Source organism: Pseudomonas sp. GW823-FHT06E10 (assembly GCF_058794995.1).
In genome coordinates this window covers 16,396-37,460 of the sequence record NZ_JBXAHJ010000024.1, presented here as the reverse complement: position 1 = coordinate 37,460, position 21,065 = coordinate 16,396, and the positions used below count along the sequence as shown (strand labels likewise).

The 21,065-nt window shown below is 61.5% G+C and carries 19 protein-coding genes and 1 tRNA gene; 10 read left to right on the top strand and 10 right to left on the bottom strand.

The features are described 5' to 3' along the window. Positions 1 to 103 precede the first annotated feature (103 nt). The 3 genes from AC1Q6Y_RS27110 to AC1Q6Y_RS27100 form a co-directional block, all read right to left on the bottom strand. Positions 104 to 1,054: a FecR domain-containing protein gene (locus AC1Q6Y_RS27110; RefSeq protein ID WP_492625537.1), complete on the bottom strand. Its 951-nt coding sequence runs from the start codon at positions 1,052 to 1,054 to the stop codon at positions 104 to 106. After that, the gene (locus AC1Q6Y_RS27105; RefSeq protein ID WP_057715235.1) at positions 1,051 to 1,572 is read right to left on the bottom strand and encodes a sigma-70 family RNA polymerase sigma factor; all 522 of its coding nucleotides are present in this window, start codon (positions 1,570 to 1,572) and stop codon (positions 1,051 to 1,053) included. Before AC1Q6Y_RS27105 ends, AC1Q6Y_RS27110 begins: the two co-directional genes overlap by 4 nt. Before the next feature lie 176 nt (positions 1,573 to 1,748). After that, positions 1,749 to 2,117, bottom strand: a complete 369-nt coding sequence (locus tag AC1Q6Y_RS27100; protein WP_090454941.1) for a DUF427 domain-containing protein — start codon at positions 2,115 to 2,117, stop codon at positions 1,749 to 1,751. A gap of 256 nt (positions 2,118 to 2,373) precedes the next feature. Between AC1Q6Y_RS27100 and AC1Q6Y_RS27095 the strand changes: the two genes are divergently transcribed. The 3 genes from AC1Q6Y_RS27095 to AC1Q6Y_RS27085 all read left to right on the top strand — a co-directional run bounded on the left by AC1Q6Y_RS27095 (position 2,374) and on the right by AC1Q6Y_RS27085 (position 5,749). Further along, positions 2,374 to 4,320 carry a DNA topoisomerase III gene (locus tag AC1Q6Y_RS27095; RefSeq protein ID WP_154862297.1) on the top strand — a complete coding sequence of 649 codons (1,947 nt, stop codon included), beginning with the start codon at positions 2,374 to 2,376 and terminating at the stop codon, positions 4,318 to 4,320. Positions 4,321 to 4,392: 72 nt separating this feature from the next. After that, on the top strand, positions 4,393 to 4,896 hold the full coding sequence (locus AC1Q6Y_RS27090) for a GNAT family N-acetyltransferase (protein WP_218498278.1): 504 nt from the start codon (positions 4,393 to 4,395) through the stop codon (positions 4,894 to 4,896). A gap of 523 nt (positions 4,897 to 5,419) precedes the next feature. Continuing rightward, complete coding sequence (locus tag AC1Q6Y_RS27085; protein WP_032829393.1) at positions 5,420 to 5,749, top strand: hypothetical protein; 330 nt, start codon at positions 5,420 to 5,422, stop codon at positions 5,747 to 5,749. A gap of 125 nt (positions 5,750 to 5,874) precedes the next feature. Here AC1Q6Y_RS27085 and AC1Q6Y_RS27080 read toward each other — a convergent pair whose 3' ends face one another. Then, positions 5,875 to 7,377: an aldehyde dehydrogenase family protein gene (locus tag AC1Q6Y_RS27080; RefSeq protein WP_492625536.1), complete on the bottom strand. Its 1,503-nt coding sequence runs from the start codon at positions 7,375 to 7,377 to the stop codon at positions 5,875 to 5,877. A gap of 285 nt (positions 7,378 to 7,662) precedes the next feature. Between AC1Q6Y_RS27080 and AC1Q6Y_RS27075 the strand changes: the two genes are divergently transcribed. After that, complete coding sequence (locus tag AC1Q6Y_RS27075; protein WP_057715239.1) at positions 7,663 to 8,169, top strand: HvfX family Cu-binding RiPP maturation protein; 507 nt, start codon at positions 7,663 to 7,665, stop codon at positions 8,167 to 8,169. A 68-nt stretch (positions 8,170 to 8,237) separates the two neighbouring features. Here the strand turns inward: AC1Q6Y_RS27075 and AC1Q6Y_RS27070 are convergent, their stop codons facing one another. Beyond that, positions 8,238 to 9,212, bottom strand: coding sequence for a nitrilase-related carbon-nitrogen hydrolase (locus AC1Q6Y_RS27070; protein ID WP_057715240.1), 975 nt, complete (start codon positions 9,210 to 9,212; stop codon positions 8,238 to 8,240). 101 nt (positions 9,213 to 9,313) lie between these two features. Then, a complete protein-coding gene (locus tag AC1Q6Y_RS27065; protein ID WP_057715241.1) occupies positions 9,314 to 10,246 on the bottom strand; it encodes a GlxA family transcriptional regulator in 933 nt (310 codons plus the stop codon). Positions 10,247 to 10,404: 158 nt separating this feature from the next. Between AC1Q6Y_RS27065 and AC1Q6Y_RS27060 the strand changes: the two genes are divergently transcribed. After that, positions 10,405 to 11,067, top strand: a complete 663-nt coding sequence (locus AC1Q6Y_RS27060) for a glutathione S-transferase family protein (RefSeq protein ID WP_492625535.1) — start codon at positions 10,405 to 10,407, stop codon at positions 11,065 to 11,067. A gap of 99 nt (positions 11,068 to 11,166) precedes the next feature. Here AC1Q6Y_RS27060 and AC1Q6Y_RS27055 read toward each other — a convergent pair. Next, positions 11,167 to 11,241: transfer RNA gene (locus AC1Q6Y_RS27055), tRNA-Gln, on the bottom strand. A gap of 321 nt (positions 11,242 to 11,562) precedes the next feature. On the opposite strand from AC1Q6Y_RS27055, the gene AC1Q6Y_RS27050 reads away from it, so the two are divergent. Then, positions 11,563 to 11,991, top strand: coding sequence for a hypothetical protein (locus tag AC1Q6Y_RS27050; RefSeq protein ID WP_057715243.1), 429 nt, complete (start codon positions 11,563 to 11,565; stop codon positions 11,989 to 11,991). A 104-nt stretch (positions 11,992 to 12,095) separates the two neighbouring features. Here AC1Q6Y_RS27050 and AC1Q6Y_RS27045 read toward each other — a convergent pair whose 3' ends face one another. From AC1Q6Y_RS27045 to AC1Q6Y_RS27035, 3 genes are all read right to left on the bottom strand, one after another. Next, positions 12,096 to 14,084 (bottom strand): peptidase U32 family protein, encoded by a 1,989-nt coding sequence (locus AC1Q6Y_RS27045; protein WP_492625534.1) that lies wholly within the window; start codon positions 14,082 to 14,084, stop codon positions 12,096 to 12,098. Positions 14,085 to 14,312: 228 nt separating this feature from the next. Beyond that, entirely contained in the window at positions 14,313 to 14,693 is a 381-nt protein-coding gene (locus AC1Q6Y_RS27040; protein ID WP_008021538.1) for a RidA family protein, read from the bottom strand. Between the two features lie 76 nt (positions 14,694 to 14,769). Further along, positions 14,770 to 15,564: an AraC family transcriptional regulator gene (locus AC1Q6Y_RS27035; RefSeq protein WP_057715245.1), complete on the bottom strand. Its 795-nt coding sequence runs from the start codon at positions 15,562 to 15,564 to the stop codon at positions 14,770 to 14,772. A 187-nt stretch (positions 15,565 to 15,751) separates the two neighbouring features. Between AC1Q6Y_RS27035 and AC1Q6Y_RS27030 the strand changes: the two genes are divergently transcribed. The 4 genes from AC1Q6Y_RS27030 (at position 15,752) to AC1Q6Y_RS27015 (ending at position 21,063) form a co-directional block, all read left to right on the top strand. Continuing rightward, positions 15,752 to 17,398, top strand: coding sequence for an APC family permease (locus AC1Q6Y_RS27030; RefSeq protein ID WP_492625533.1), 1,647 nt, complete (start codon positions 15,752 to 15,754; stop codon positions 17,396 to 17,398). Positions 17,399 to 17,444: 46 nt separating this feature from the next. Continuing rightward, positions 17,445 to 18,371, top strand: coding sequence for a 4-hydroxyproline epimerase (locus AC1Q6Y_RS27025; protein ID WP_492625532.1), 927 nt, complete (start codon positions 17,445 to 17,447; stop codon positions 18,369 to 18,371). Between the two features lie 57 nt (positions 18,372 to 18,428). After that, a complete protein-coding gene (locus tag AC1Q6Y_RS27020) occupies positions 18,429 to 19,376 on the top strand; it encodes a dihydrodipicolinate synthase family protein (RefSeq protein ID WP_492625531.1) in 948 nt (315 codons plus the stop codon). Between the two features lie 109 nt (positions 19,377 to 19,485). Continuing rightward, positions 19,486 to 21,063, top strand: a complete 1,578-nt coding sequence (locus tag AC1Q6Y_RS27015) for an aldehyde dehydrogenase (NADP(+)) (RefSeq protein ID WP_492625530.1) — start codon at positions 19,486 to 19,488, stop codon at positions 21,061 to 21,063. Positions 21,064 to 21,065: the final 2 nt, after the last annotated feature.

Genomic DNA, 21,065 nt, shown 5'->3' with positions numbered 1-21,065 from the left:
TTACCCTCCCCCAAACGATCAATAAAAACTCATTGGGGGATGAGCCGAACGATGCGCATGAATAGTGCAATGGAGCAGAAATTATTTTTATCGGCGTCGCGGATTATCCCGTAGCACCACCGGAAACATTGACCCAATAGCGGCTGTAGCGGGTGACACGCAACGACAAACCACTCTCCAGCGCTGCCAGCGCCAAGTCTGTGTCGTCAATCGGAAAAGAACCGGAAACCTTCAGGTCGGCGATGCTCGAATCGCAGCGCAGAACACCCCTGCGATAGCGCGAAAGATCGGCCAGCAACTCGGCCAAGGGGCGGTTGATCGCAATAATGCTGCCCTGACGCCACGCCCCGACCGAGGCATCGCTCGATTGCATTGCACCCAACCCGGCAGGACCGAAGGCCATGCGTTGACCAGCCTCCAGCCGTGCCTTCGATGGTGACACGCTCACCTCTACGGCCTTTTCCAGCACCGCCACTTCGCTGCCGCGTGCCTGGGAGCGGACGATAAACCGCGTGCCCAACGCCCGGACCTCGCCATCTCGAGTGACAACCTTGAACGGCCGCTGCGCCGGGTCGACGGCGGTCGAAACGAGAATTTCCCCCGCCAGCAACTCCAGCACCCGCTGCCGGCCATCGAAACGCAGGTTGACCGACGTCTGGGTGTTGAGCAGCAGCGAGCTGCCATCGGCCAGGCGAAATTCCCGGCGCTCGCCGATGGCCGTGCGGTAGTCGGCGAACAGGTCCCGGGTTACCTCACTGCGCCAGCCCAACCACCCGAGGGAGCCCGCCGACGCCAGCACCAGCACGCTGCGCAGCACCTGGCGACGGGATCGATCGGCTCCGCGCAAGGCCGGCGCAGCCAGTGCACCCGGAACCCGAGCCATCTGCTCACCGACGTCGGTCATGCGCTGCCAGGCCTGGTGATGCCCAGGATCAGCCGCCAGCCAGGCGCGCCAGGCCACCTGATCGGCATCCGTTGCAACACCGGAGTGAAGCCGCGCGTACCACTGCGCGGCGCTGCTGATCGCTTTCAGTTCGGCGGGCGACAGGCTCATGCGAGCTGCAACTGGATTTGCATCAGACAGCAATGCTCCATGGCCTTGGCCATGTGGTTGTTTACCGTACGCACGCTGACGCCCAGGCGCTCGGCGATTTGTGGGTAGGTCAGGCCATCGAACTGCGAGAGGATGAAACTCTGCTTGATCTTCGGCCCCAGTCCTTGCAGCAACCGATCAATCTCCATCAGTGCTTGCAGCAAAATCGCCTGTTCCTCCAGCGATGGCTGTTGCCGTTCGGGAGTGGCGGCCAACGCTTCAAGATAGGATTGCTCCAGCGAGCGGCGGCGAAACAGATCAATCAACAACCCCTTGGCGATCATTGACAGATAAGGCCGCGGCTCGCGGATCTCCAGTGCGCTGCGTGCCTTGATCACCCGGACAAAGGTGTCCTGCGCCAGGTCCGCGGCATCGAACGCGTTCCCCAGACGCTTGCGCAGCCAGCCATGGAGCCAACCGTGATGGTCGCAATACAGGTCGTTGACGGCGCTGCGCAGGGATAAATCATTGGCGGACATGAGAGTGGAATAATTCGCGAGTGATAATGACTCGCATTGTCATATTTGTAAGAGCTGATTGGCAATAGCCATGGGGGCAATCCAGAATGTCCGAGTGAGCAGAAGGACATTCCGGAATTTGCCGATCTGGGGGATAACCGTTGAATCGTGACTGTCTTATCGCTTGAAAACGACAATCAAACCTCGGCATCAAGCAGCTCGAACTTCACTTGATCCGGGTAGAACGCCACGTACTCTCGAATCTGTTCGACAGATATCTTGGGGTTTTCGTAACTCCACACCGCGTTGGCGCTTTCATGCCCCGGCACCTGCAGGCTGAAATAACTGGCATCGCCCTTGTAGGGGCAATAACTGGTGTGGTCGGTGCGGGCGAAATACTTCTCGTCGATGTCCTCTCGCGGCACGTAGTACACCGGCGGGTAGTTGGCCTCCAGCAACACCAGGGCCCGCGCCGAGGCGGCCACTTGAATGCCGTGAAATTTTACCAACAGACAGCCAGGCTGCTCGGCGATGGTGATGACAGGGCTAGGACCGGAGCTTTTCATGGAAAACGTTCCTCATGACGGTAATGGACCTGCAAATCGATGTGGCAGCGTGGCTTGCCCGCGATGGGCTGCGCAGCAGCCCCCAAAACCTGAAACCACGATTTATCAGGTATAACCCAAGTTTTACCCTCGCGACTGCTTCGCAGCCGAACGGGAGCGACACACAAACCTGTACATCCATACAGATAAAGATTGCTCCATCGTTCATCAAGCGCCATTCTGTGCATCTCCGGCACATTGATCGACGATGGTGGTTATGCGGCTGTACCTCTGTGAAAAACCTTCCCAGGCCAAAGACATTGCAGCAGTCCTCGGCGCCCGGCGCCGGGGCGATGGCTGTTGGCTGGGAACGGACGTCACGGTGACCTGGTGCATCGGCCACTTGCTGGAAACCGCACCGCCGGATGCCTACGACGCGCGCTACAAGCGCTGGGTGCTGGCCGACCTGCCGATCATTCCCGAAAAATGGAAAATGACCGTCAAGCCGCGCACCGCCAGCCAGTACAAGGCGGTCAAGCGCCTGCTCGGTGAGGCGTCCGAACTGATCATTGCCACGGACGCCGACCGCGAGGGCGAGATGATCGCCCGGGAACTGGTGGAGCATTGCCGCTATCGCGGGCCGATCCGCCGGCTCTGGTTGTCGGCGCTGGACGATGCGTCCATCCGCAAGGCCCTCGCGGCCCTCAAACCGGGGAACGAGACCTTCAGCCTCTATCACTCGGCCCTGGGGCGTTCCCGGGCCGACTGGCTGATCGGCATGAACATGAGTCGGCTGTTCACCCTGCTGGGGCGCCAGTCTGGCTATCAAGGCGTGTTGCCGGTCGGCCGGGTGCAAACGCCGACCTTGCGCCTGGTGGTGGATCGCGATCGCAGCATCGCCGACTTTGTGCCCGTCCCCTATTGGGCCATCGACGTGCAACTGTTGCACAACGGCACCGCGTTCACGGCGCAATGGCGCGCGGCATCCGAGCTATGCGACGACCAGGACCGCTGTCTGAATCAGGCATTGGCGCAACAAGCTGCGGCCGCCATGAGCGGCGCGGCCAGTGCGCGGGTGATCAAACTGCGCACCGAACGGATGCGCGAAGTGGCCCCACTGCCGTTCGACCTGGGTACCCTGCAGGAGGTCTGCTCAAAGAAACTCGGCCTCGGCGCCCAGGAAACCCTCGACATTGCCCAGGCGCTGTACGAGACCCACAAAGTCATTACCTATCCGCGCAGTGATTGCGGCTACTTGCCCCTGAGTCAGCACAGCGAGGCTCCGGCCATTCTGGCGGCATTGCGCCAGGCCGATCCGGCGTTGAACGCCTTGCACGATCACCTTGATCCGCAACGGCGCTCACGGGCCTGGAACGATGCCAAGGTCAGCGCTCACCACGGCATCATCCCCACGGCTGCGGCGAAGAACCTCGAACGTCTGGCGGGCAAACAGCGTGCGGTCTACACCCTGATCCGCGCCCGATACCTGGCGCAGTTCCTGCCCAATCACGAATACGACCGCACCCAGGCCGATTTCGACTGCGCCGGCGAGGCCTTGCGCGCTGTCGGCAAGCAGATCATCGAGCCGGGCTGGAAACGCGCCCTGCCCGAAGCACTGGCTCCGGCCAAGGGGCGCGAAGCCCCGGCACCGCAGACTCTGCCCAACCTGGCCGAAGGCATCGACTGCGCAGTGGCCGGCGTGCAATTCAAGGACCTCTGGACGCAACCGCCAAAGCCGTTTACGGAAGGCGACCTGATCAAGGCCATGAAGAATGTCGCCAAACTGGTGCAAGACCCGCTGCTCAAGCAAAAGCTCAAGGACACCACCGGCATCGGCACCGAAGCGACGCGTGCGTCGATCATTCAGGGCCTGCTCGACCGTGGTTATCTGGTCAAGAACGGCAAGGCCCTGGCCGCCACGCCGGCCGCGTTCAGCCTGATCGACGCCGTACCCCGGGCCATCGCCGATCCGGGCACCACGGCGATCTGGGAGCAGGCGCTGGACATGGTGCAAAGCGGGGAAATGAGCCTGGAAGAGTTCGTCACCAAACAGGCGGCGTGGATGAGCAAGCAGGTCAGTCGCTGTGCCGGCCTGAGCCTGACCATCAGTGGTCCACCGCCCGGCGGGCGCGCCGCAACCCCATGGAAGAAAAAGCGCAAGAGCGCCCCGCGCAAACCATCGAGCGGCACCAGGCGCGGGGCAAAGCCGGCAAGCAAAACCTGAACCCGACACCGAACCTTGTGGCCAACCATAATGAAGGGTGTACCTGCCCCGGCGTAACTGGAGCCAACCCGTATGCCTTCGATAGAACTGCACGCCGCCCAACGCGATGAACTGGAAACCATCGAGAACCTTATGCAGTTCTATACCTACGACTTCAGCGAATGGTTACCGCTGAAACTGGGCGAATACGGTTTCTTCAACATCCTGCCCATGCCCGACTACTGGCGAAACCCGGCTACCCGACCCTTCCTGATCAAGGTCGACGGTGAACTGGCCGGCTTCGTGACCGTGGATAACCAGGTCCATCTATCCGGTGCCGACTACAACATCGGCTATCTGTTTGTCAGTCGACGCTTTCGTGGCCGGGGTGTCGCGCGATTTGTCGTTTCCACCCTCTTGAGTCGGTTCCCCGGTCAATGGCAGATTTTCCACATCGAGGCGAATCAGCCGGCGCGCCTGTTCTGGGCCGCCGTGATGCCGGGGCTCAACGTTGCCGGGCTCACCTTGCATCAGCAGGTGGTAGACCGCTATCCCTGCACTTTTTACCGCTTTGAGTGTCCGCCTTTGTCGTCCTGACCGACACACCTTCGACTCCACCCGCTAATTCCCAACAGCTTTGTCCGACAATATGTAGTGACTAAAAATATTCACTACAAAACCGTTGACGCCTCCGATTTGCCCTTGCATGATGCAGACGTCTCCCCGATCGGGAGTACAGGCAACACGTTTGAGCAAGCTCGTCTGACCGCCGAGCTGTTTTTCCCGGATACACGCTGCCCACAAGGCAGATTGAAGAAGCTGACCTGGCCTGAACGTCCAGTACAAGGGCGAGAAGTCTTGGCGAGCAATCCTCATGAAGCTTGTGGCCGACCCTGAAAATGTCGGCAGTGGCCTTAAGGTTTTCGCCGCTTCTCTTCGTTGTGACGCTATTGCGTAGCAGTTATTCAACACGACTACATGCAACAGACGCAGGACCCCGCCCGATAAGGCGGTCGAACGCTGACGTCCTGGTTTCGGTGCCAGGGATCAACTAACCGATGGGCTACCTGTATTAGCGAATCAACTTTGAAAGATCACCAATTGGTCAAGGGGCTTTATGATGAATCTGAACAATCAACCAACTATCGATGAACTGGCTCGTATCTTCGCTGCAAAGAAAGACAGCCACGACAACCATATTCTCTGGATCAGCAAGTGTGGCCAGGTTCATATCGACTGCCTGTCGCCGCACGCCCATGAAGCAGAGTTCGACCAGAACAACCAGAACCTGCTCGCCCGACTGAAGATGTACCGTCGCGGCCAGGGCTATGTCGGCAAGAAGGCCGCGGCCGACAAGGACTTCATCGGTAATGTTCTGCAAACCCTGAAACAGGCCTGGGCCTCGATGCAGAACCAGAACGAAGTTCGGGTGATTGACCGGTTCTACTGATTAAGATGAGTCATAACTGACTTATTGATAAACAAGGCCTGCTCCCGATAAGGAGCAGGCTTTTTTATGTTGGAATAAAAATCAACTGTGGGAGCAGGCTTGCAGCAGTCACAAGTTCCGCCATCTCAGCGTTTGACGCCCAGATCGACCTGGGTCATGCGACTACGAATGGTAAACACGCCATCACCCGAGAGAATCGCACTGCGAGCAAACAGGCGCCCGCTCTCCCAGTTCGAAAGCCCCAGTTCCGGCTTGTTCAACGCGTACTGGCCATCGACCCAACGGGTGATGCCATTGCCGACAAAAGGCGCGTTGACCGCGTTGTAGAAACGCTCCTGAGCCTCGGCACTTTCACTGATCAATGACACGGTGAATTGCGGGCTGTAGCGATTAAACAAGGTAATGGCATCGTCCAGGTTGTCGACGATCTTCAAGCTGATTTCCGGGGTTTCTTCCCACTCCCATTCACGGCCCAATTGATCTTCCGGCAACGGCTCGGCCTGCGCCTCGCTCTGATAGCCTTCGGCACGGTATACCTGGACCGTTGCAGCCAGCCAGTCTTGCGGCAGGTGCGACTCGCTGCCTTCAACGATATGCAGCTTGCAGCCCTGGCCCCGTGCGGTGCCGGCCTGCTTGAGTGCGTCGAGGAACAGCGGCACCAGTTCAGCGGCGCGGTCGCGGTGAATCAGGCAGACGTTCAGGGTGTTGCAGACCTTGCGGTCCAGGGAGTTGCGCACCACGGCGGCAAAGCGCGGGGCGTCGGCATCGGTGTTGGCGATCAACCAGGCGCCACCGGTGCCGTGCAGGCTGACCGCCGTGCCAGCCTGCTGCGCGATGCTCCCCAACTGGCTGACGGCGCGACCCGAACCACGGGCCACTGCCAATGACAGGCGTCGGTCAGCGAACATCGCCCAACCGGCGGCGTGGTTGACACTTTCCACCAGCGACACGGCTCCGGCCGGCAAACCGGCGTCGCTCAGCGCAGGGTTCAGTGCATGGGTGACGATCGCCTGGGCGGTGCCCAACGCATCACTGCCGATGCGCAGCACGGCGGTGTTGCCGGTGCGCAACACACCGGCCGCGTCGGCAAACACATTCGGCCGGCCTTCGAAGACGAACGCGACGATGCCCAGCGGCGAGACCACTTGCTCGACTTTCCAGCCGTCGTGCTCGACGATGCTGATCACCTTGCCACGACTGGCCGGTGCATCGCGCCAGGCGCGCAGGCCGGCGATCATGTCGCGACGCATGCGCTCATCGGCCAGCAACCGGGTGGTCGAACGACCGCGCGCCTTGGCCCGTTCGATGTCGGCCAGGTTGGCGGCTTCGATCAAGGCCCAGCATTGCGCGGTTTCCAGGCGTTGGGCAAACAGGTCGAAGAAGGCGCTGATGGCTTGATCGGACACTGCCGACAGCGCGGTGAATGCCGCCTGGGCGCGCTCGATCGCGACGTTGGCCGCTTGCTGGTCCGCCACGGGAATCAGCAGCAACTCGCCGCTGACCTGCTCCACCAGCAGGTGGTCACCGGGCTGGAAGCGTTGCGCCAGTTCGGGGCTGACGACAGTGACACGATTACCAGCGAAAGGGATTGGCGTGCCAGCGACTAGACGTTCGAGCGCAAGAGACATGAAGCGGTTTCACCATGCAGGGGGCGGCCAGAAAATGTATAGCAATTTTCCTGTGGGAGCGAGCCTGCTCGCTCCCACAGGGGGTAAGCGATGGCCGTTTACGTATCTCAGTGTATACAGCCCCACCCCAGACACACCCCGCACTCAAAACCCCGCCACAACGACACACCGCAGATACACCCCATTGATGAAATACGCCTGTCGATTGGCCAAGCCGATCAAAGCGCTCAACTCTCGGGGGTATGCCGTTGCCCCGCCGCCCTGACCTGAAAGAGAACTACGCCCATGAACACTTCCGTTTCTTCGGCCGTCAAAGGCCTGCACCTGAACCTCGACCGTGCCGGCGACTGGTTTGCCCCCCTGGCGCTGCGGGTGTTTCTCGCCTGGGAATTCTTCGAGTCCGGCCTGGAAAAATTCAACGGCCAGAACTGGTTCGCCGATATCCAGGAGCGCTTCCCGTTTCCGTTCGACCACCTTCCAGCGACGCTGAACTGGGAACTGTCGATGTGGGCCGAACTGATCTTCGCCTTGACCTTGCTGGTGGGCCTGGGCACACGTTTTTCGGCGCTGAGCCTGATGGTGGTGACCCTCGTCGCAACCGCCGCCGTCCATTGGCCCGCCGACTGGCACACTCTCAATGAACTTGCCCAAGGCTATGCCATCAGCAACAAGGGTTACGGCAACTTCAAGCTGCCTTTGATCTATCTTGTGGCCCTCACGCCGCTGTTGCTGTCGGGGGGCGGCAAGCTCGGTATCGATGCGCTGCTGGCGCGTTGCTTCTGGCGACGCTGAAACGACAGCTGCAACGCCGACAAACAAAAAGGGGACTTCCATGAAGTCCCCTGTTTTTTTCCCCGGAACTAACCCATCACCTCTTCCAGCCCGGTCTGTTCCGCCAGCTTTGGATGCGCGCTGCGCTCATGCACATGGGATTGCGGCGTGCGGTCAATCAGCAGGCTCAGCAGTTCCGGGCGGCTGTAGTGTCCACGGGAATCCATCATGCGCTTGCGCTTGTCGATCAGGCCCATGTCGAGGTCGGCGATCACCTCGCCCTCACCTTCATGCAACGAACCCAGCACCGAGCCATCCGGGCTGATGATCGCGGTGTAGCAACCGCCGGAGATCGGACCGATGGCGCAACCGGTGTCGGCCATGATCTGCGCCTGTTGCTCGGGGTACAGCCACGCCGTGGAGTTGACCACAAAGCACGCGGCCTCCAGAGCATGCTGACGAATGCTGACTTCCATTTGCGAGGCGAACAGCGGACCTGCAAACGACCCCGGGTACATGGCCGCATGGATCTGTTCGCCATCGGCCATCAAGGCATAACGGGCCAGCGGGTTGAAATGCTCCCAGCAGGCCAGTTGCCCGATGCGCCCTACCGCGCTGTCGACGGCCCGCAGGCCGGAGCCGTCGCCCATGCCCCAGATCATGCGCTCGTGGTAGGTCGGGGAAATCTTGCGGCGACGCTGGATCAGCGAGCCGTCGGCATCGAACAGCAACTGCGTGTTGTACAACGTGCCGCCATCGCGCTCGTTGACGCCGATGGACACGACCATCCCCGCTTGCCTGGCCGCAGCGCCGATGGCATCGGTGGCGTGCGAAGGCACGGTGACCGCCTGGTCCAGCAGCTTGAGGTGTTCGGCGGCCATTTCGAATGGCGACTGCACGTAGGAAAAGTACGGGTAGTACGGCACCACGGTTTCCGGGAATACGGCGAATTGCACACCCTGCTCGCCGAGTTCGAGAATCTTCTGCACCACTTTGTCGACGGTGCCTTCTCGGCTGTAAAGAACAGGGCTGATTTGTACGGCGGCGGCTTTGACGAGGGTCATGGCGGTGATCTCATTGAGGGAAAGGTTTCAACGAGATAAATATTACGCAAATAATATTAAGGCCTGAATGTCGTATACACCACCTTTCAGGACATCACGATTCAGCCCCGACTGGCACGCTGAATCACCTGCGGCGGCTGCCCGAACGCACGAATAAAAGCGCGGCGCATCCGCTCCCGGTCACCAAAGCCGGTGTCCGTCGCTACCGCATCGATAGAGTGCCGTCCGGTTTCCATCATCAACCGGGCCGACTCCACCCGCAGGTTTTCGATGGCCTTGGCCGGAGACTGGCCGGTTTCGGCATGAAACACCCGGCTGAATTGCCGAGGGCTGAGATTGGCCGCACTGGCCAGCTCCTCGACCGACAGCGCGGACTTGAGATTCTGCCTGGCGTAATTCAGCGCGGCCTGTATGCGATCGGTCTTGGGGGCCAGCTCCAGCATCACCGAAAACTGCGACTGCCCGCCGGAACGCCGGTGATACACCACCAATTGCCGCGCCACCTTGCGTGCAACGTCGATGCCCAGATCGTTCTCCACCAGGGCCAGCGCCAGATCGACGCATGCGCTCATGCCCGCAGCCGTCCAGACGTTGCCGTCGTTGATGAAGATCCGGTCTTCCTCGACCTTCACGTTCGGGTACGCCTTGCGAAAGGCCGACACATGCGCCCAGTGGGTGGTCGCCCGCCGACCATCAAGCAAACCGGCCTGGGCCAAGGCAATCGCCCCCGTGCAAATCGAGCCCAGACGCCGGGTGCCGTGGCTGGCGCGGCGCAGAAACTCCAACATGCCCGGCGTGGTCGGGCGGATCAGGTTGTCGCCCAGGACCAGTAGCGTATCGAACGCGCGCTGGTCGAACGCTTCGGTCTGCACTGCAAAACCGGCGGACGTTTGCACCAGGCCACCCGGCTCGGACAGCAATGCAATGCGGTACAACGGCTCGTCGCCGGCGCTATTGGCCAACTCGAAGGCGGCACACATGGCCAGGCCCAAAACCTGGAAGCCGGGGTAAACAATGAGTCCGATCTGGTGCATGGCGATATGACCCTAAACGTGGCATGCCTGATGTTCAGGCCAGAAGACTAGTACTCTAACCCGAACAGCAGGCGCCGGGCATCAGGGCGGAGCACCTCGCGCATTGGCCGATAGCGACGGATAATCAGGTGGTTTCCATCTCACCGAGGAATAGCAGGATGTCACTGACTCTTTATTTCCATCCGCTTTCGTCGTTCTGCCACAAAGCGCTGATCGCTCTCTATGAGCTGGGAATCGAGTTTGAAAAAAGGGTCATAGACCTGGGCAACGAGGCTGACCGGGCCGAGCTCCAAGCGCTGTGGCCGATCGGCAAGTTTCCGGTGCTGCGCGATCACGCCCGGCAAAAGGATGTGCCGGAGTCGAGTGTGATCATTGAGTACCTGGACCGGCTTCATCCCGGTCAGGTGCATCTGGTTCCGGACGACTGGGAAACCGCGCTGGAGGTGCGTCTGTGGGATCGTTTTTTCGACCTGCACATCCAGGTGCCGATGCAGAAGATCGTCGCTGACAGAATCAATGCCGCAAATGGCGACCTGACCCGCGAACGCGCCGCGCTAATGACGGCGTACGGCATGCTTGAACGTCAACTGACGGCAAGAACCTGGGTCGCCAGCCCCGCGTTCAGCATGGCCGACTGTGCCGCCGCCCCGGCACTGTTCTACGCCAGCACCCTCGTACCCTTTCCCGGCGATCATCGCCACTTGAGTGCTTATTTCGACAGGTTGGCCCAAAGGTCCTCGGTCAAGCGGGTCATCGACGAGGCAAGGCCGTATTTTTCCTGGTACCCGTTTGCCGAGGCCATCCCGGAGCGCTTTCGGTAGTGGCGCCAGCGCGACCGGGGAACGGGAGGCAAAAAACCAACGAATCGACGAATAATAACCGTCGGTCGAGTGTTATCTGATTATGCAGGAATAAAAAAATGGCAGGGGCGGCTGGATTCGAACCAACGCATGGCAGGATCAAAACCTGCTGCCTTACCGCTTGGCGACGCCCCTGTATCTGTTGCGATGAGTGCCTGGCACTCGCTTTCTTGAGTGGCAACAAGACCTGTTGCCTGCTCTCGCGGCTGGTTCCCTGAGGGCCGCTGCAAGAGTGGGCGCAAATTTACCAACTTTTTCCTCGTCTGGGAAGCCCAAACAAAAAAAATTGTTCATTAAAACAGGCGCTTAGTGTTGAGCCGGATCTCGGGGATTTATCGGCGCACATTCAGCCCGAACAGCTCTGCTACGCTTTTCTTTACTCGAATTGAATCGGGAATCGTTTATGCAACACCCTTCCCTTGCCATTTGAGGGCGCCAAAAGTGAAAGGCAAATTAATGGGGGCCGCTGCAACCCTTCTGGTACTCGGGACCGCGGTTTATGGGTTGAACACCTGGGAACACATCCAGAACCAGCGACAGGAAGCGGTCTGCAAGGCCGCCCGGGAGCATCTGAATGACCTGGAAACCCAAGCGCGAGCCTTGGCCTCCGGGTTGACGGTCGAAGCCTATGCCGAAGCCGAAAAAGCCGAGGCCGGCCAGTTGGTCCTGGCACTCGATACCGCCAGGAATGAAGCCGAGGTCGATGCCGTCATCGACAAGCATGCCGCTGCCATCGAGGCGCAGATAACGGCCGAGGAGGCTGAGGTCCAGTCCCGAGGCGAACAACCCTTCCTCGGTCAGGAACTGAAAAGGCAACGCATCCCGACCGACGTCAAACAGGAATTCAAACGTGCTGAAAAGGCCGTCGCCGATACCTGTAAATAGTGTCGACCGCCAGCTCCAGGTTTATCGTCAGCGTCTGGAATTCAGCAAAAGAGGTTTCAGGCTGGAACAGGTGAGCGCGCCGTTGCGGCGCACTCACCGGTCACTCAGTGCGGTGCGCGCGGGATGGTCTTGAGCAGGTCTTCGGGGCTGATGTGCCCCACCACGCTGCCCGGTTGCGGCAGGTTGAGGATGTGGCCTTTCATCTTGCCGATGATGTGCATTTCACAAGGCTTGCAGTCGAACTTCAACGTCAGCACTTCATCGCCGTGTATCAGCTGCATCGGTGCAACCTTGGTGCGCACGCCAGTCACGCCCTTGGCCTGTTTCGGGCACAGGTTGAAGGAGAAACGCAGGCAGTGCTTGGTGATCATCACCGGCACCTCGCCGGTTTCCTCGTGGGCCTCGTAGGCCGCGTCGATCAGCTTGACGCCGTGGCGGTGATAGAAGTCGCGGGCCTTCTGGTTGTAGACGTTGGCCAGGAAGGACAGGTGCGACTCCGGGTACACCGGCGGCGGCGTGGTCTCGGCCTTACGGCTGCCACGCGGGTGGGCGGCGATCCGCGCTTCGGTCAAGGCGTCGATCACTTCACGGCGCAGGGCCTTGAGCTGCGAGTTGGGGATGAAGTACGCCTGCGGCGCGTGCAGCTTGATGTCGATGGCATGGTACTGCGTGGTACCCAGTTGGCCGAGCAGATCCTGCAATTGCTCCAGCGCCTGTTCCGGTTTGTTGGCGGCGCCGAACGGGCCGGCCAGGGTGACGCTGGCGCTGATGCCCTCTTCGCTGGTAGCGGTCAGTTCCAGTTGCTCTTCACGCAGGCAAGCGACCCAGTTCAGGGCAATTCGACGCTCGGCGGAGGTCTTTTGCAGCGCCTGTTGCCAGTTGTGATCAAGGTTGCGATTCAGCGGATGATTGGGGCGCAGCTTGTACATCCCCTCCGGCATCTCGTTGGGCTCGACGCGATAGCGATAACGTTTCTCGCCGTCCTCTTCGAATTCGCCTTTGGGTTCGGCGATGTTGGCGCGGAACCCCACCACTTCACGCTTGACCAGCACGTTGAGGCCGTCGCCGTTGGACAGCGGTTCGTGCGTCACGACCTGCATGTCACGCTTGGCGACTTTTTCGACCACACCCACCGGCAAACCGGTGAAGGTCGGCGAATCAAAGGCGCCAATGTCGATCTTGCGGTCAGTGACGAAGTAATCGGTGCTGCCACGGTGGAAGGTTTTTTCCGGGTCGGGCAGGAAGAAGTGCGCGGTGCGGCCGCTGGAGGCACGGGCCAGGTCCGGACGATCTTCGAGCACGGCGTCGAGGCGCTGACGATAGTAGGCAGTGATGTTTTTCACATAGCCCATGTCCTTGTAGCGGCCTTCAATCTTGAACGAGCGCACGCCGGCCTCGACCAGGGCGCGGATGTTGGCGCTCTGGTTGTTGTCCTTCATCGACAGCAGGTGCTTTTCGTAGGCGATCACCCCACCCTTTTCGTCCTTGAGGGTGTACGGCAGACGGCAGGCCTGGGAGCAGTCGCCACGGTTGGCGCTGCGCCCGGTTTGCGCGTGGGAAATGTTGCACTGGCCGGAAAACGCCACGCACAACGCACCATGGATAAAGAACTCGATGGCTGCGTCGGTTTCGTCGGCGATGGCGCGGATCTCCTGGAGATTCAGCTCACGGGCCAGCACCAGTTGCGAGAAACCGGCCTGATCGAGGAACTTCGCCCGCTCCAGGGTGCGGATGTCAGTCTGGGTACTGGCGTGCAGCTCGATCGGCGGAATGTCCAGCTCCATCACCCCCAGGTCCTGGACGATCAGCGCATCGACGCCGGCGTCGTACAACTGATGGATCAGCTTGCGGGCCGGTTCCAGTTCGTTGTCGTGCAGGATGGTATTGATGGTGGTGAACACCCGCGCGTGGTAGCGACGGGCGAACTCCACCAATTGGGCGATATCACTCACTTCGTTGCAGGCATTGTGGCGGGCGCCGAAGCTCGGGCCACCGATGTAGATGGCATCGGCGCCATGCAGGATGGCCTCGCGGGCGATGGCGACATCGCGGGCAGGGCTGAGCAATTCCAGGTGATGTTTGGGCAAAGACATAGTTTTTTTAGTCAGGCTTGTCACGGTCGAGGCGTGCATTGTAGCGGCGAAACGCCTGACCGGCACCCGTGCGCTGCCAGGTGGTGCTTTGAGCAGGCCTCAATCCCTGTAGGAGCGAGCTTGCTCGCGATGGCCGTCAACGATAACGCTGGCAACCTGATGCCCCGAGTCGCTCTCAGGTTCATCGCGAGCAAGCTCGCTCCTACAGTATTGTGTGTGTTGCCGTGATCAGGCCTTGGCCGCCATCGCGGTCACTTCCACGCGCATGCCTTCAACCGCCAACGAGGCAACCCCGACAGCAGCGCGCACCGGCCAGGGTTTGGCGAAGTAGCGCTTGTAGACCTCGTTGAACGCGGCGCGGTCGGCCATGTCGGTGAGGTAGATGGTCAGGTGCATCACGCGGTCCATGGAACTGCCGGCTCGCTCCAGCGCGACCTTCAGCGCTTGCAGGGTGCATTCGCTTTGCAGGGTGATGTCGCCCAGTTCCAGGCTGCCGTCGGCGCGGGTGGGGATCTGGGTGGAGACCAGCACACCGCCGAAACCGACAACGTCGGAGGAAATCGAATCCGCATCAGGATCAGGGGTGAAGGTCAGGTCGTGGTTTGCCATGAGGACTCTCTTGCTTGAGGTGGTGAGGCAGGCGCCTTTTGCGCGGCCAGTTTACAGGGCCATTGGCGGCGCGTCGCTAATCCAGACCGGACGGCTGCTGATGACCGGTGGCCTGCCGGTACTGGCGCGGGGTGAAACCGGTCAATGCCTTGAACTGCCGGGTGAACGCACTGTGGTCGGTATAGCCGCATTGCAGGGCGACCTCGGTGATCGGCATATCGGTGTGGAGCAGTCGATGCGCGTGTTCCAGGCGAACCTTCTGGATCATCTGCCGTGGCGTCAGGTGAAACACGCGCTTGCAGTAGCGTTCCAGTTGCGCCACGGAAATACCGGCGATGCGCGTCAACTCGCCCAGGGTGACGCGACGGTTGAAATGCGCGCGAATGTGCTCGTCCACTGCCGCCAGGCGCTGGTACGCCGGGTGCGTGTCACTGGCCGATTGCAGGTCGACCGAGATGCCCGCCAGACCGATGATTTCATTGCGGCGGTTATACAACGGTCGTTTATGGGTCAGGCACCAGCCGGGTTCCCGGCTGCCGTACAGATGCAGCTCCAGCTGGTCTTCCAGCACCAGCCCCTGCTCCAGCACCCGCCGGTCCTGCTCGGTGTAACCAGGCCCCAGTTGCTCCGGGAACACCTCGGCGCTGGTTTTCCCCAGCAGCGGTTTTAGCTGCTTCAAGCCACAGCGTTGCACCAGCGTGCGGTTGGCCATGACATAGCGCGCCTGCACATCCTTGATAAAGATCGCCGCATTCGGAATGACATCCAGCATGGGCAGCAGAAGCGCGACACCTGCCAGCAGTTGCTCGATGGATTCGGGGCGATTCGAGTCGTCGCCCTGGCACAACAGCGCAAACGCATCCTGAGTCATCAACCGGTCCCTCGCAAAAATCAGACATTTCCCATTGTGCTGATTTCGTCATCGACACCCAAGGAAAACATCAATCGCGGGCACGCCGCCAAGTTCACTCTATGGCCACCGCCCTCCTCGGCAAAACCGACCGGGGCGTCTTGAAGTGCACACCTGCCTATCCAATAACTCACAAGAAGGCGATGCCATGTCAGGCCAAGGCAAGTTCAAAAAACAACTTTCGTTGATAGACCTTACGTTTATCGGACTGGGGGCCATCTTCGGTTCCGGCTGGTTGTTCGCAGCCAGTCACGTGTCCGCCATCGCGGGGCCGGCGGGGATCTTTTCCTGGCTGCTGGGCGGTTTTGCAGTGCTGCTGCTGGGCATCGTCTACTGTGAACTTGGCGCAGCGCTGCCCCGGGCCGGCGGTGTGGTTCGCTACCCGGTTTACTCCCACGGCCCGTTGCTGGGTTACCTGATGGGCTTCATCACGCTGATCGCGTTTTCCAGCCTGGTGGCCATCGAGGTGGTCGCCGCGCGCCAGTATGCCGCTGCGTGGTTTCCCGCATTGACCCAGTCCGGTTCCAGCAATCCAACGGCGCTTGGCTGGCTGGTCCAGTTCGGCCTGCTGTGCCTGTTCTTCATGCTCAACTACTACAGCGTGAAAACGTTCGCCAAGGCCAACAACTTGATCAGCATGTTCAAGTTCATCGTGCCGCTGCTGGTGATCGGCGTGCTGTTCACCTTCTTCAAACCGGAGAACTTCCAGTCCCAGGGCTTCATGCCGTTCGGGCTGTCAGGTGTCGAGATGGCGGTGTCCGCCGGCGGCATTATTTTCGCCTACCTGGGGCTGACACCGATCATCTCGGTGGCCAGCGAAGTGAAGAATCCACAACGCACCATCCCGATTGCACTGATCCTCTCCGTACTGCTGTCCACCGCCATCTATGTGTTGTTGCAAGTGGCGTTCCTCGGCGGCGTGCCCACCGAAATGCTCGCCAACGGTTGGGCCGGCGTGGCCAAGGAACTGGCCCTGCCCTACCGCGACATCGCCCTGGCATTGGGTGTGGGCTGGTTGGCTTATCTGGTGGTGGCCGACGCGGTGATCTCCCCCAGCGGTTGCGGCAACATCTACATGAACGCAACACCGCGGGTGATCTACGGCTGGGCGCAGACCGGCACCTTCTTCAAGATCTTCACGCGCATTGACGAAAAGTCCGGCATCCCGCGTCCGGCGCTGTGGCTGACCTTCGCCCTGTCGGTGTTCTGGACCCTGCCCTTCCCCTCCTGGGAAGCGCTGATCAACGTGGTCTCCGCCGCGCTGGTATTGAGCTACGCCGTCGCCCCAGTGTCCGTGGCTGCCCTGCGCCGCAATGCGCCCGACATGCCGCGCCCGTTCAAGGTCAAGCGCATGGGTGTCCTCGGCCCGGTGTCGTTCATCATCGCCGCGCTGATCGTCTACTGGTCTGGCTGGAGCACTGTGTCCTGGTTGCTCGGCCTGCAAATCCTGATGTTCGTGGTGTACCTGCTGTGCGGACGCTTTGTGCCGACCCAACACCTGAGCCTGGCCCAACAAGTGCGTTCTTCGGCGTGGCTGATCGGCTTCTATGCCGTGACCATCGTGCTGTCCTGGCTCGGCAGCTTCGGCGGCATGGGCGTACTCACCCATCCCTTCGACACAGTGGTCGTGGCGGCCTGCGCGATGGGCATCTACTACTGGGGCGCGGCCACCGGGGTGCCGGCGCATCTGGTTCGCCTGGAAGACGAGGACGGTGAAAGCCAAGCCGATCCTGTTCACACCGGCACGACCACAGGCCAGCGTCCGATCGGTGTGTCCGCCCAGACCTCTCGCTGAAATTCAGGCCGGCAAAGCCTGCGTGTTCCTCTGAATGGAAAGGTTTATGAAAAAAGTACATGTCATTGATTCCCACACCGGCGGCGAACCGACTCGCCTGGTGATGTCGGGCCTGCCCCAGTTGCCCGGCCGGACCATGGCCGAGAAGCGCGATGCCCTGCGCGAGCAGCATGACCAATGGCGTCGCGCCTGCCTGCTGGAGCCCCGTGGCAACGATGTGCTGGTGGGGGCGCTGTATTGCGAACCGGTGTCGCCGGATGCCACTTGCGGTGTGATCTTCTTCAACAACGCCGGCTACCTCGGCATGTGCGGTCACGGCACCATCGGCCTGGTCAACTCGCTGCATTACCTGGGGCATATCCAGCCCGGCGAGCACAAGATCGATACGCCGGTCGGCCCCGTCAGCGCCACGCTGCATGAGGACGGCAACGTCACCCTGCGCAATGTGCCCGCCTACCGCTACCGCCAACAGGTGCCGGTCGAAGTGCCGGGGCATGGCCGCGTGTACGGCGACATCGCCTGGGGCGGCAACTGGTTTTTCCTGGTGTCCGACCACGACCAGTCCTTGCAGATGGACAACGTCGAGTTCCTCACCGAGTACACCTGGGCAATGCTCAAGGCCCTCGAGGCCCAGGGCATCCACGGTGAAGACGGCGCGCTGATCGACCACATCGAACTGTTTGCCGACGACGATCACGCCGACAGCCGCAACTTTGTCATGTGCCCGGGCAAGGCCTACGACCGCTCGCCCTGCGGGACCGGTACCAGCGCAAAACTGGCGTGCCTGGCGGCCGACGGGAAGCTGGCCGCCGGTGAACGCTGGGTCCAGGCCAGCATCACCGCCAGCCAATTTGTCGGCAGCTACGAATGGGAAGGCGAACACATCATCCCTTTCATCACCGGCCGCGCCTACATGACCGCCGACAGCACCTTGCTGATCGACGAACAGGATCCCTTTGCGTGGGGCATTTGAGCCCCACGCCTTTTCCCTGACCAAATCTGAATGAACGCCTCAAGGAGTAACAACACAATGAGCGACAACATTTTCACTGGCTGCATCCCTGCACTGATGACCCCATGCACCGCCGATCGCAAGCCGGACTTCGACGCGCTGGTGGCCAAGGGTCGCGAACTGATCGACATTGGCATGAGCGCGGTGGTGTATTGCGGTTCCATGGGCGACTGGCCGCTGCTGACCGAAGCCGAGCGTCAGGAAGGCGTGGCGCGCCTGGTGGCCGCCGGTGTTCCGACCATCGTCGGCACCGGTGCCGTCAACAGCCGCGAAGCGGTGTCCCATGCGGCACACGCGGCCAAAGTCGGTGCCCATGGCTTGATGGTCATCCCTCGCGTGCTGTCTCGCGGCGCTTCGGCCACCGCGCAAAAAGCCCACTTCGCCGCGATCCTCAAAGCTGCTCCAGGCCTGCCGGCGGTGATCTACAACAGCCCTTACTACGGCTTCGCCACCCGCGCCGACCTGTTCTTCGAACTGCGCCGCGAGTACCCGAACCTGATCGGCTTCAAGGAGTTCGGCGGTGCCGCCGACCTGCGCTACGCCGCCGAACACATCACCTCCAAGGACGATGACGTGACCCTGATGGTCGGTGTCGACACCCAGGTGGTCCATGGCTTCGTCAACTGCAACGCCACCGGCGCCATCACCGGCATCGGCAACGCGCTGCCGCGCGAAGTGTTGCGCCTGGTGGCCTTGAGCAAACAAGCGGCCAAGGGCGATGCCAAGGCGCGTCGTCAGGCGCGGGAACTGGAATCGGCACTGGCGGTGCTGTCGTCCTTCGATGAGGGTTGCGACCTGGTGCTCTACTACAAGCACCTGATGGTGCTCAATGGCGACAAGGAATACACCCTGCACTTCAACGAGACCGATGCGCTCAGCGATGCCCAGCGTCGTTATGCCGAGAACCAGTACGCGCTGTTCCGCCAGTGGTACGAGCAGTGGTCGGCCGAGCAGAACTTCGCCTGATATTCAGCCTGTACAGCGGCGTGCCAAGGTGCGCCGCCTTTATTTTCGCCCACGGCGGTACGGCGTTTTTTTCGCAACGCCCCCCCCCCTCTTTGTTTCAGGAAAGACCATGACTCTGACAGGCAACATGTTGATCGGCCAGCAGGCCATCGCCGGCAACCGCGAAGCGATCCGCGGCATCGATCCCGCCACTGATCTCCCCCTTGAACCGGCCTATCACGGTGGCAGCGGCGAACACGTCGAACAGGCCTGCGCCCTGGCGTGGAGTGCCCTGGACAGCTACCGCGCGACGTCCCTGGAGGCCCGCGCCGAATTCCTCGAAACCATCGCCAGCGAAATCGAAGCCCTCGGCGATGAGTTGATCGACCGCGCCGTGGCCGAGACCGGCCTGCCACGCCCGCGTATCCAGGGTGAACGGGGCCGCACTTGCCAGCAGTTGCGAACCTTTGCCCGCACCGTGCGTGCCGGTGAGTGGCTGGATGTACGGGTCGACAGCGCGCTGCCGGAGCGTCAGCCCCTGCCCCGCCCGGACCTGCGTCAGCGTCAGGTGCCGCTCGGCCCGGTGGCGGTGTTCGGCGCCAGCAACTTTCCCCTGGCCTTCTCCGTCGCCGGCGGTGACACCGCGTCGGCGCTGGCCGCCGGTTGCCCGGTGATCGTCAAGGCCCATGGCGCGCACCCCGGCACCAGCGAGTTGGTGGGCCGAGCCCTGGCCCGTGCGGTCAAACTGTGCGGGCTGCACGAAGGCGTGTTTTCGCTGTTGTTCGGCTCCGGCCGCGAAGTGGGTATCGCCCTGGTCACCGATCCGCGCATCAAGGCCGTGGGTTTCACCGGCTCGCGCAGCGGTGGCATCGCCTTGTGCAACGCGGCCCAGGCGCGTCCCGAGCCGATCCCGGTGTATGCGGAAATGAGCTCGATCAACCCGGTCTTGCTGTTCCCGGCAGCCCTGCAATCGCGAGCCGAAGCCCTGGCGCAAGGCTTCGTCGCCTCCCTCACCCAAGGCGCCGGCCAGTTCTGCACCAACCCGGGTCTGGTGATTGCCCGCCAGGGCCCGGACCTAGAGCGCTTCATCCAGTCGGCCGCGCAACTGCTACAGCGCAGCCCGGCGCAGACCATGCTCACCCCCGGTATTTTCAAGGCCTACGAGGCCGGCGTCGGCGCGCTGGCCGAGCATGCCCACGCGAAAACAGTGGCCGTCGGCTTGAAGGGCGAAACCCCGAACCAGTGCCAGGCCCACCTGTTCGTCACCCAGGCCAGTGAGTTTCTCGCCGACCCGGCGTTGCAGGCAGAAATGTTCGGCGCCGCGTCGCTGATCGTGCAATGCGCCAACGACGAGCAAATCCGCCAGGTCATCGAAAACCTGGAAGGCCAGTTGACCGCCACCCTGCACCTGGACGATGCCGACGTGGAGAGCGCCAAGGCATTGCTGCCGACTCTGGAGCGCAAGGCCGGACGCCTGTTGGTCAATGGCTGGCCGACCGGGGTCGAGGTGTGCGATGCCATGGTCCATGGCGGCCCGTTCCCGGCGACGTCCGATGCGCGCACCACCTCGGTCGGCACCGCCGCCATCCTGCGGTTCCTGCGCCCGGTCTGCTATCAGGACTTCCCCGACGCCTTGTTGCCGGCCGCGCTCAAGCACGGCAACCCATTGCAGTTGCGTCGCCTGCTCGACGGCCAGAGAGAAGCCTAGGC

Excerpts from the sequence above, each read along its gene's own strand:
- AC1Q6Y_RS27110 (WP_492625537.1), bottom strand. The coding sequence starts at position 1,054 with ATGAGCCTGTCGCCCGCCGAACTGAAAGCGATCAGCAGCGCCGCGCAG.
- AC1Q6Y_RS27105 (WP_057715235.1), bottom strand. The coding sequence starts at position 1,572 with ATGTCCGCCAATGATTTATCCCTGCGCAGCGCCGTCAACGACCTGTAT.
- AC1Q6Y_RS27100 (WP_090454941.1), bottom strand. The coding sequence starts at position 2,117 with ATGAAAAGCTCCGGTCCTAGCCCTGTCATCACCATCGCCGAGCAGCCT.
- AC1Q6Y_RS27095 (WP_154862297.1), top strand. The coding sequence starts at position 2,374 with ATGCGGCTGTACCTCTGTGAAAAACCTTCCCAGGCCAAAGACATTGCA.
- AC1Q6Y_RS27090 (WP_218498278.1), top strand. The coding sequence starts at position 4,393 with ATGCCTTCGATAGAACTGCACGCCGCCCAACGCGATGAACTGGAAACC.
- AC1Q6Y_RS27085 (WP_032829393.1), top strand. The coding sequence starts at position 5,420 with ATGAATCTGAACAATCAACCAACTATCGATGAACTGGCTCGTATCTTC.
- AC1Q6Y_RS27080 (WP_492625536.1), bottom strand. The coding sequence starts at position 7,377 with ATGTCTCTTGCGCTCGAACGTCTAGTCGCTGGCACGCCAATCCCTTTC.
- AC1Q6Y_RS27075 (WP_057715239.1), top strand. The coding sequence starts at position 7,663 with ATGAACACTTCCGTTTCTTCGGCCGTCAAAGGCCTGCACCTGAACCTC.
- AC1Q6Y_RS27070 (WP_057715240.1), bottom strand. The coding sequence starts at position 9,212 with ATGACCCTCGTCAAAGCCGCCGCCGTACAAATCAGCCCTGTTCTTTAC.
- AC1Q6Y_RS27065 (WP_057715241.1), bottom strand. The coding sequence starts at position 10,246 with ATGCACCAGATCGGACTCATTGTTTACCCCGGCTTCCAGGTTTTGGGC.
- AC1Q6Y_RS27060 (WP_492625535.1), top strand. The coding sequence starts at position 10,405 with ATGTCACTGACTCTTTATTTCCATCCGCTTTCGTCGTTCTGCCACAAA.
- AC1Q6Y_RS27050 (WP_057715243.1), top strand. The coding sequence starts at position 11,563 with ATGGGGGCCGCTGCAACCCTTCTGGTACTCGGGACCGCGGTTTATGGG.
- AC1Q6Y_RS27045 (WP_492625534.1), bottom strand. The coding sequence starts at position 14,084 with ATGTCTTTGCCCAAACATCACCTGGAATTGCTCAGCCCTGCCCGCGAT.
- AC1Q6Y_RS27040 (WP_008021538.1), bottom strand. The coding sequence starts at position 14,693 with ATGGCAAACCACGACCTGACCTTCACCCCTGATCCTGATGCGGATTCG.
- AC1Q6Y_RS27035 (WP_057715245.1), bottom strand. The coding sequence starts at position 15,564 with ATGACTCAGGATGCGTTTGCGCTGTTGTGCCAGGGCGACGACTCGAAT.
- AC1Q6Y_RS27030 (WP_492625533.1), top strand. The coding sequence starts at position 15,752 with ATGTCAGGCCAAGGCAAGTTCAAAAAACAACTTTCGTTGATAGACCTT.
- AC1Q6Y_RS27025 (WP_492625532.1), top strand. The coding sequence starts at position 17,445 with ATGAAAAAAGTACATGTCATTGATTCCCACACCGGCGGCGAACCGACT.
- AC1Q6Y_RS27020 (WP_492625531.1), top strand. The coding sequence starts at position 18,429 with ATGAGCGACAACATTTTCACTGGCTGCATCCCTGCACTGATGACCCCA.
- AC1Q6Y_RS27015 (WP_492625530.1), top strand. The coding sequence starts at position 19,486 with ATGACTCTGACAGGCAACATGTTGATCGGCCAGCAGGCCATCGCCGGC.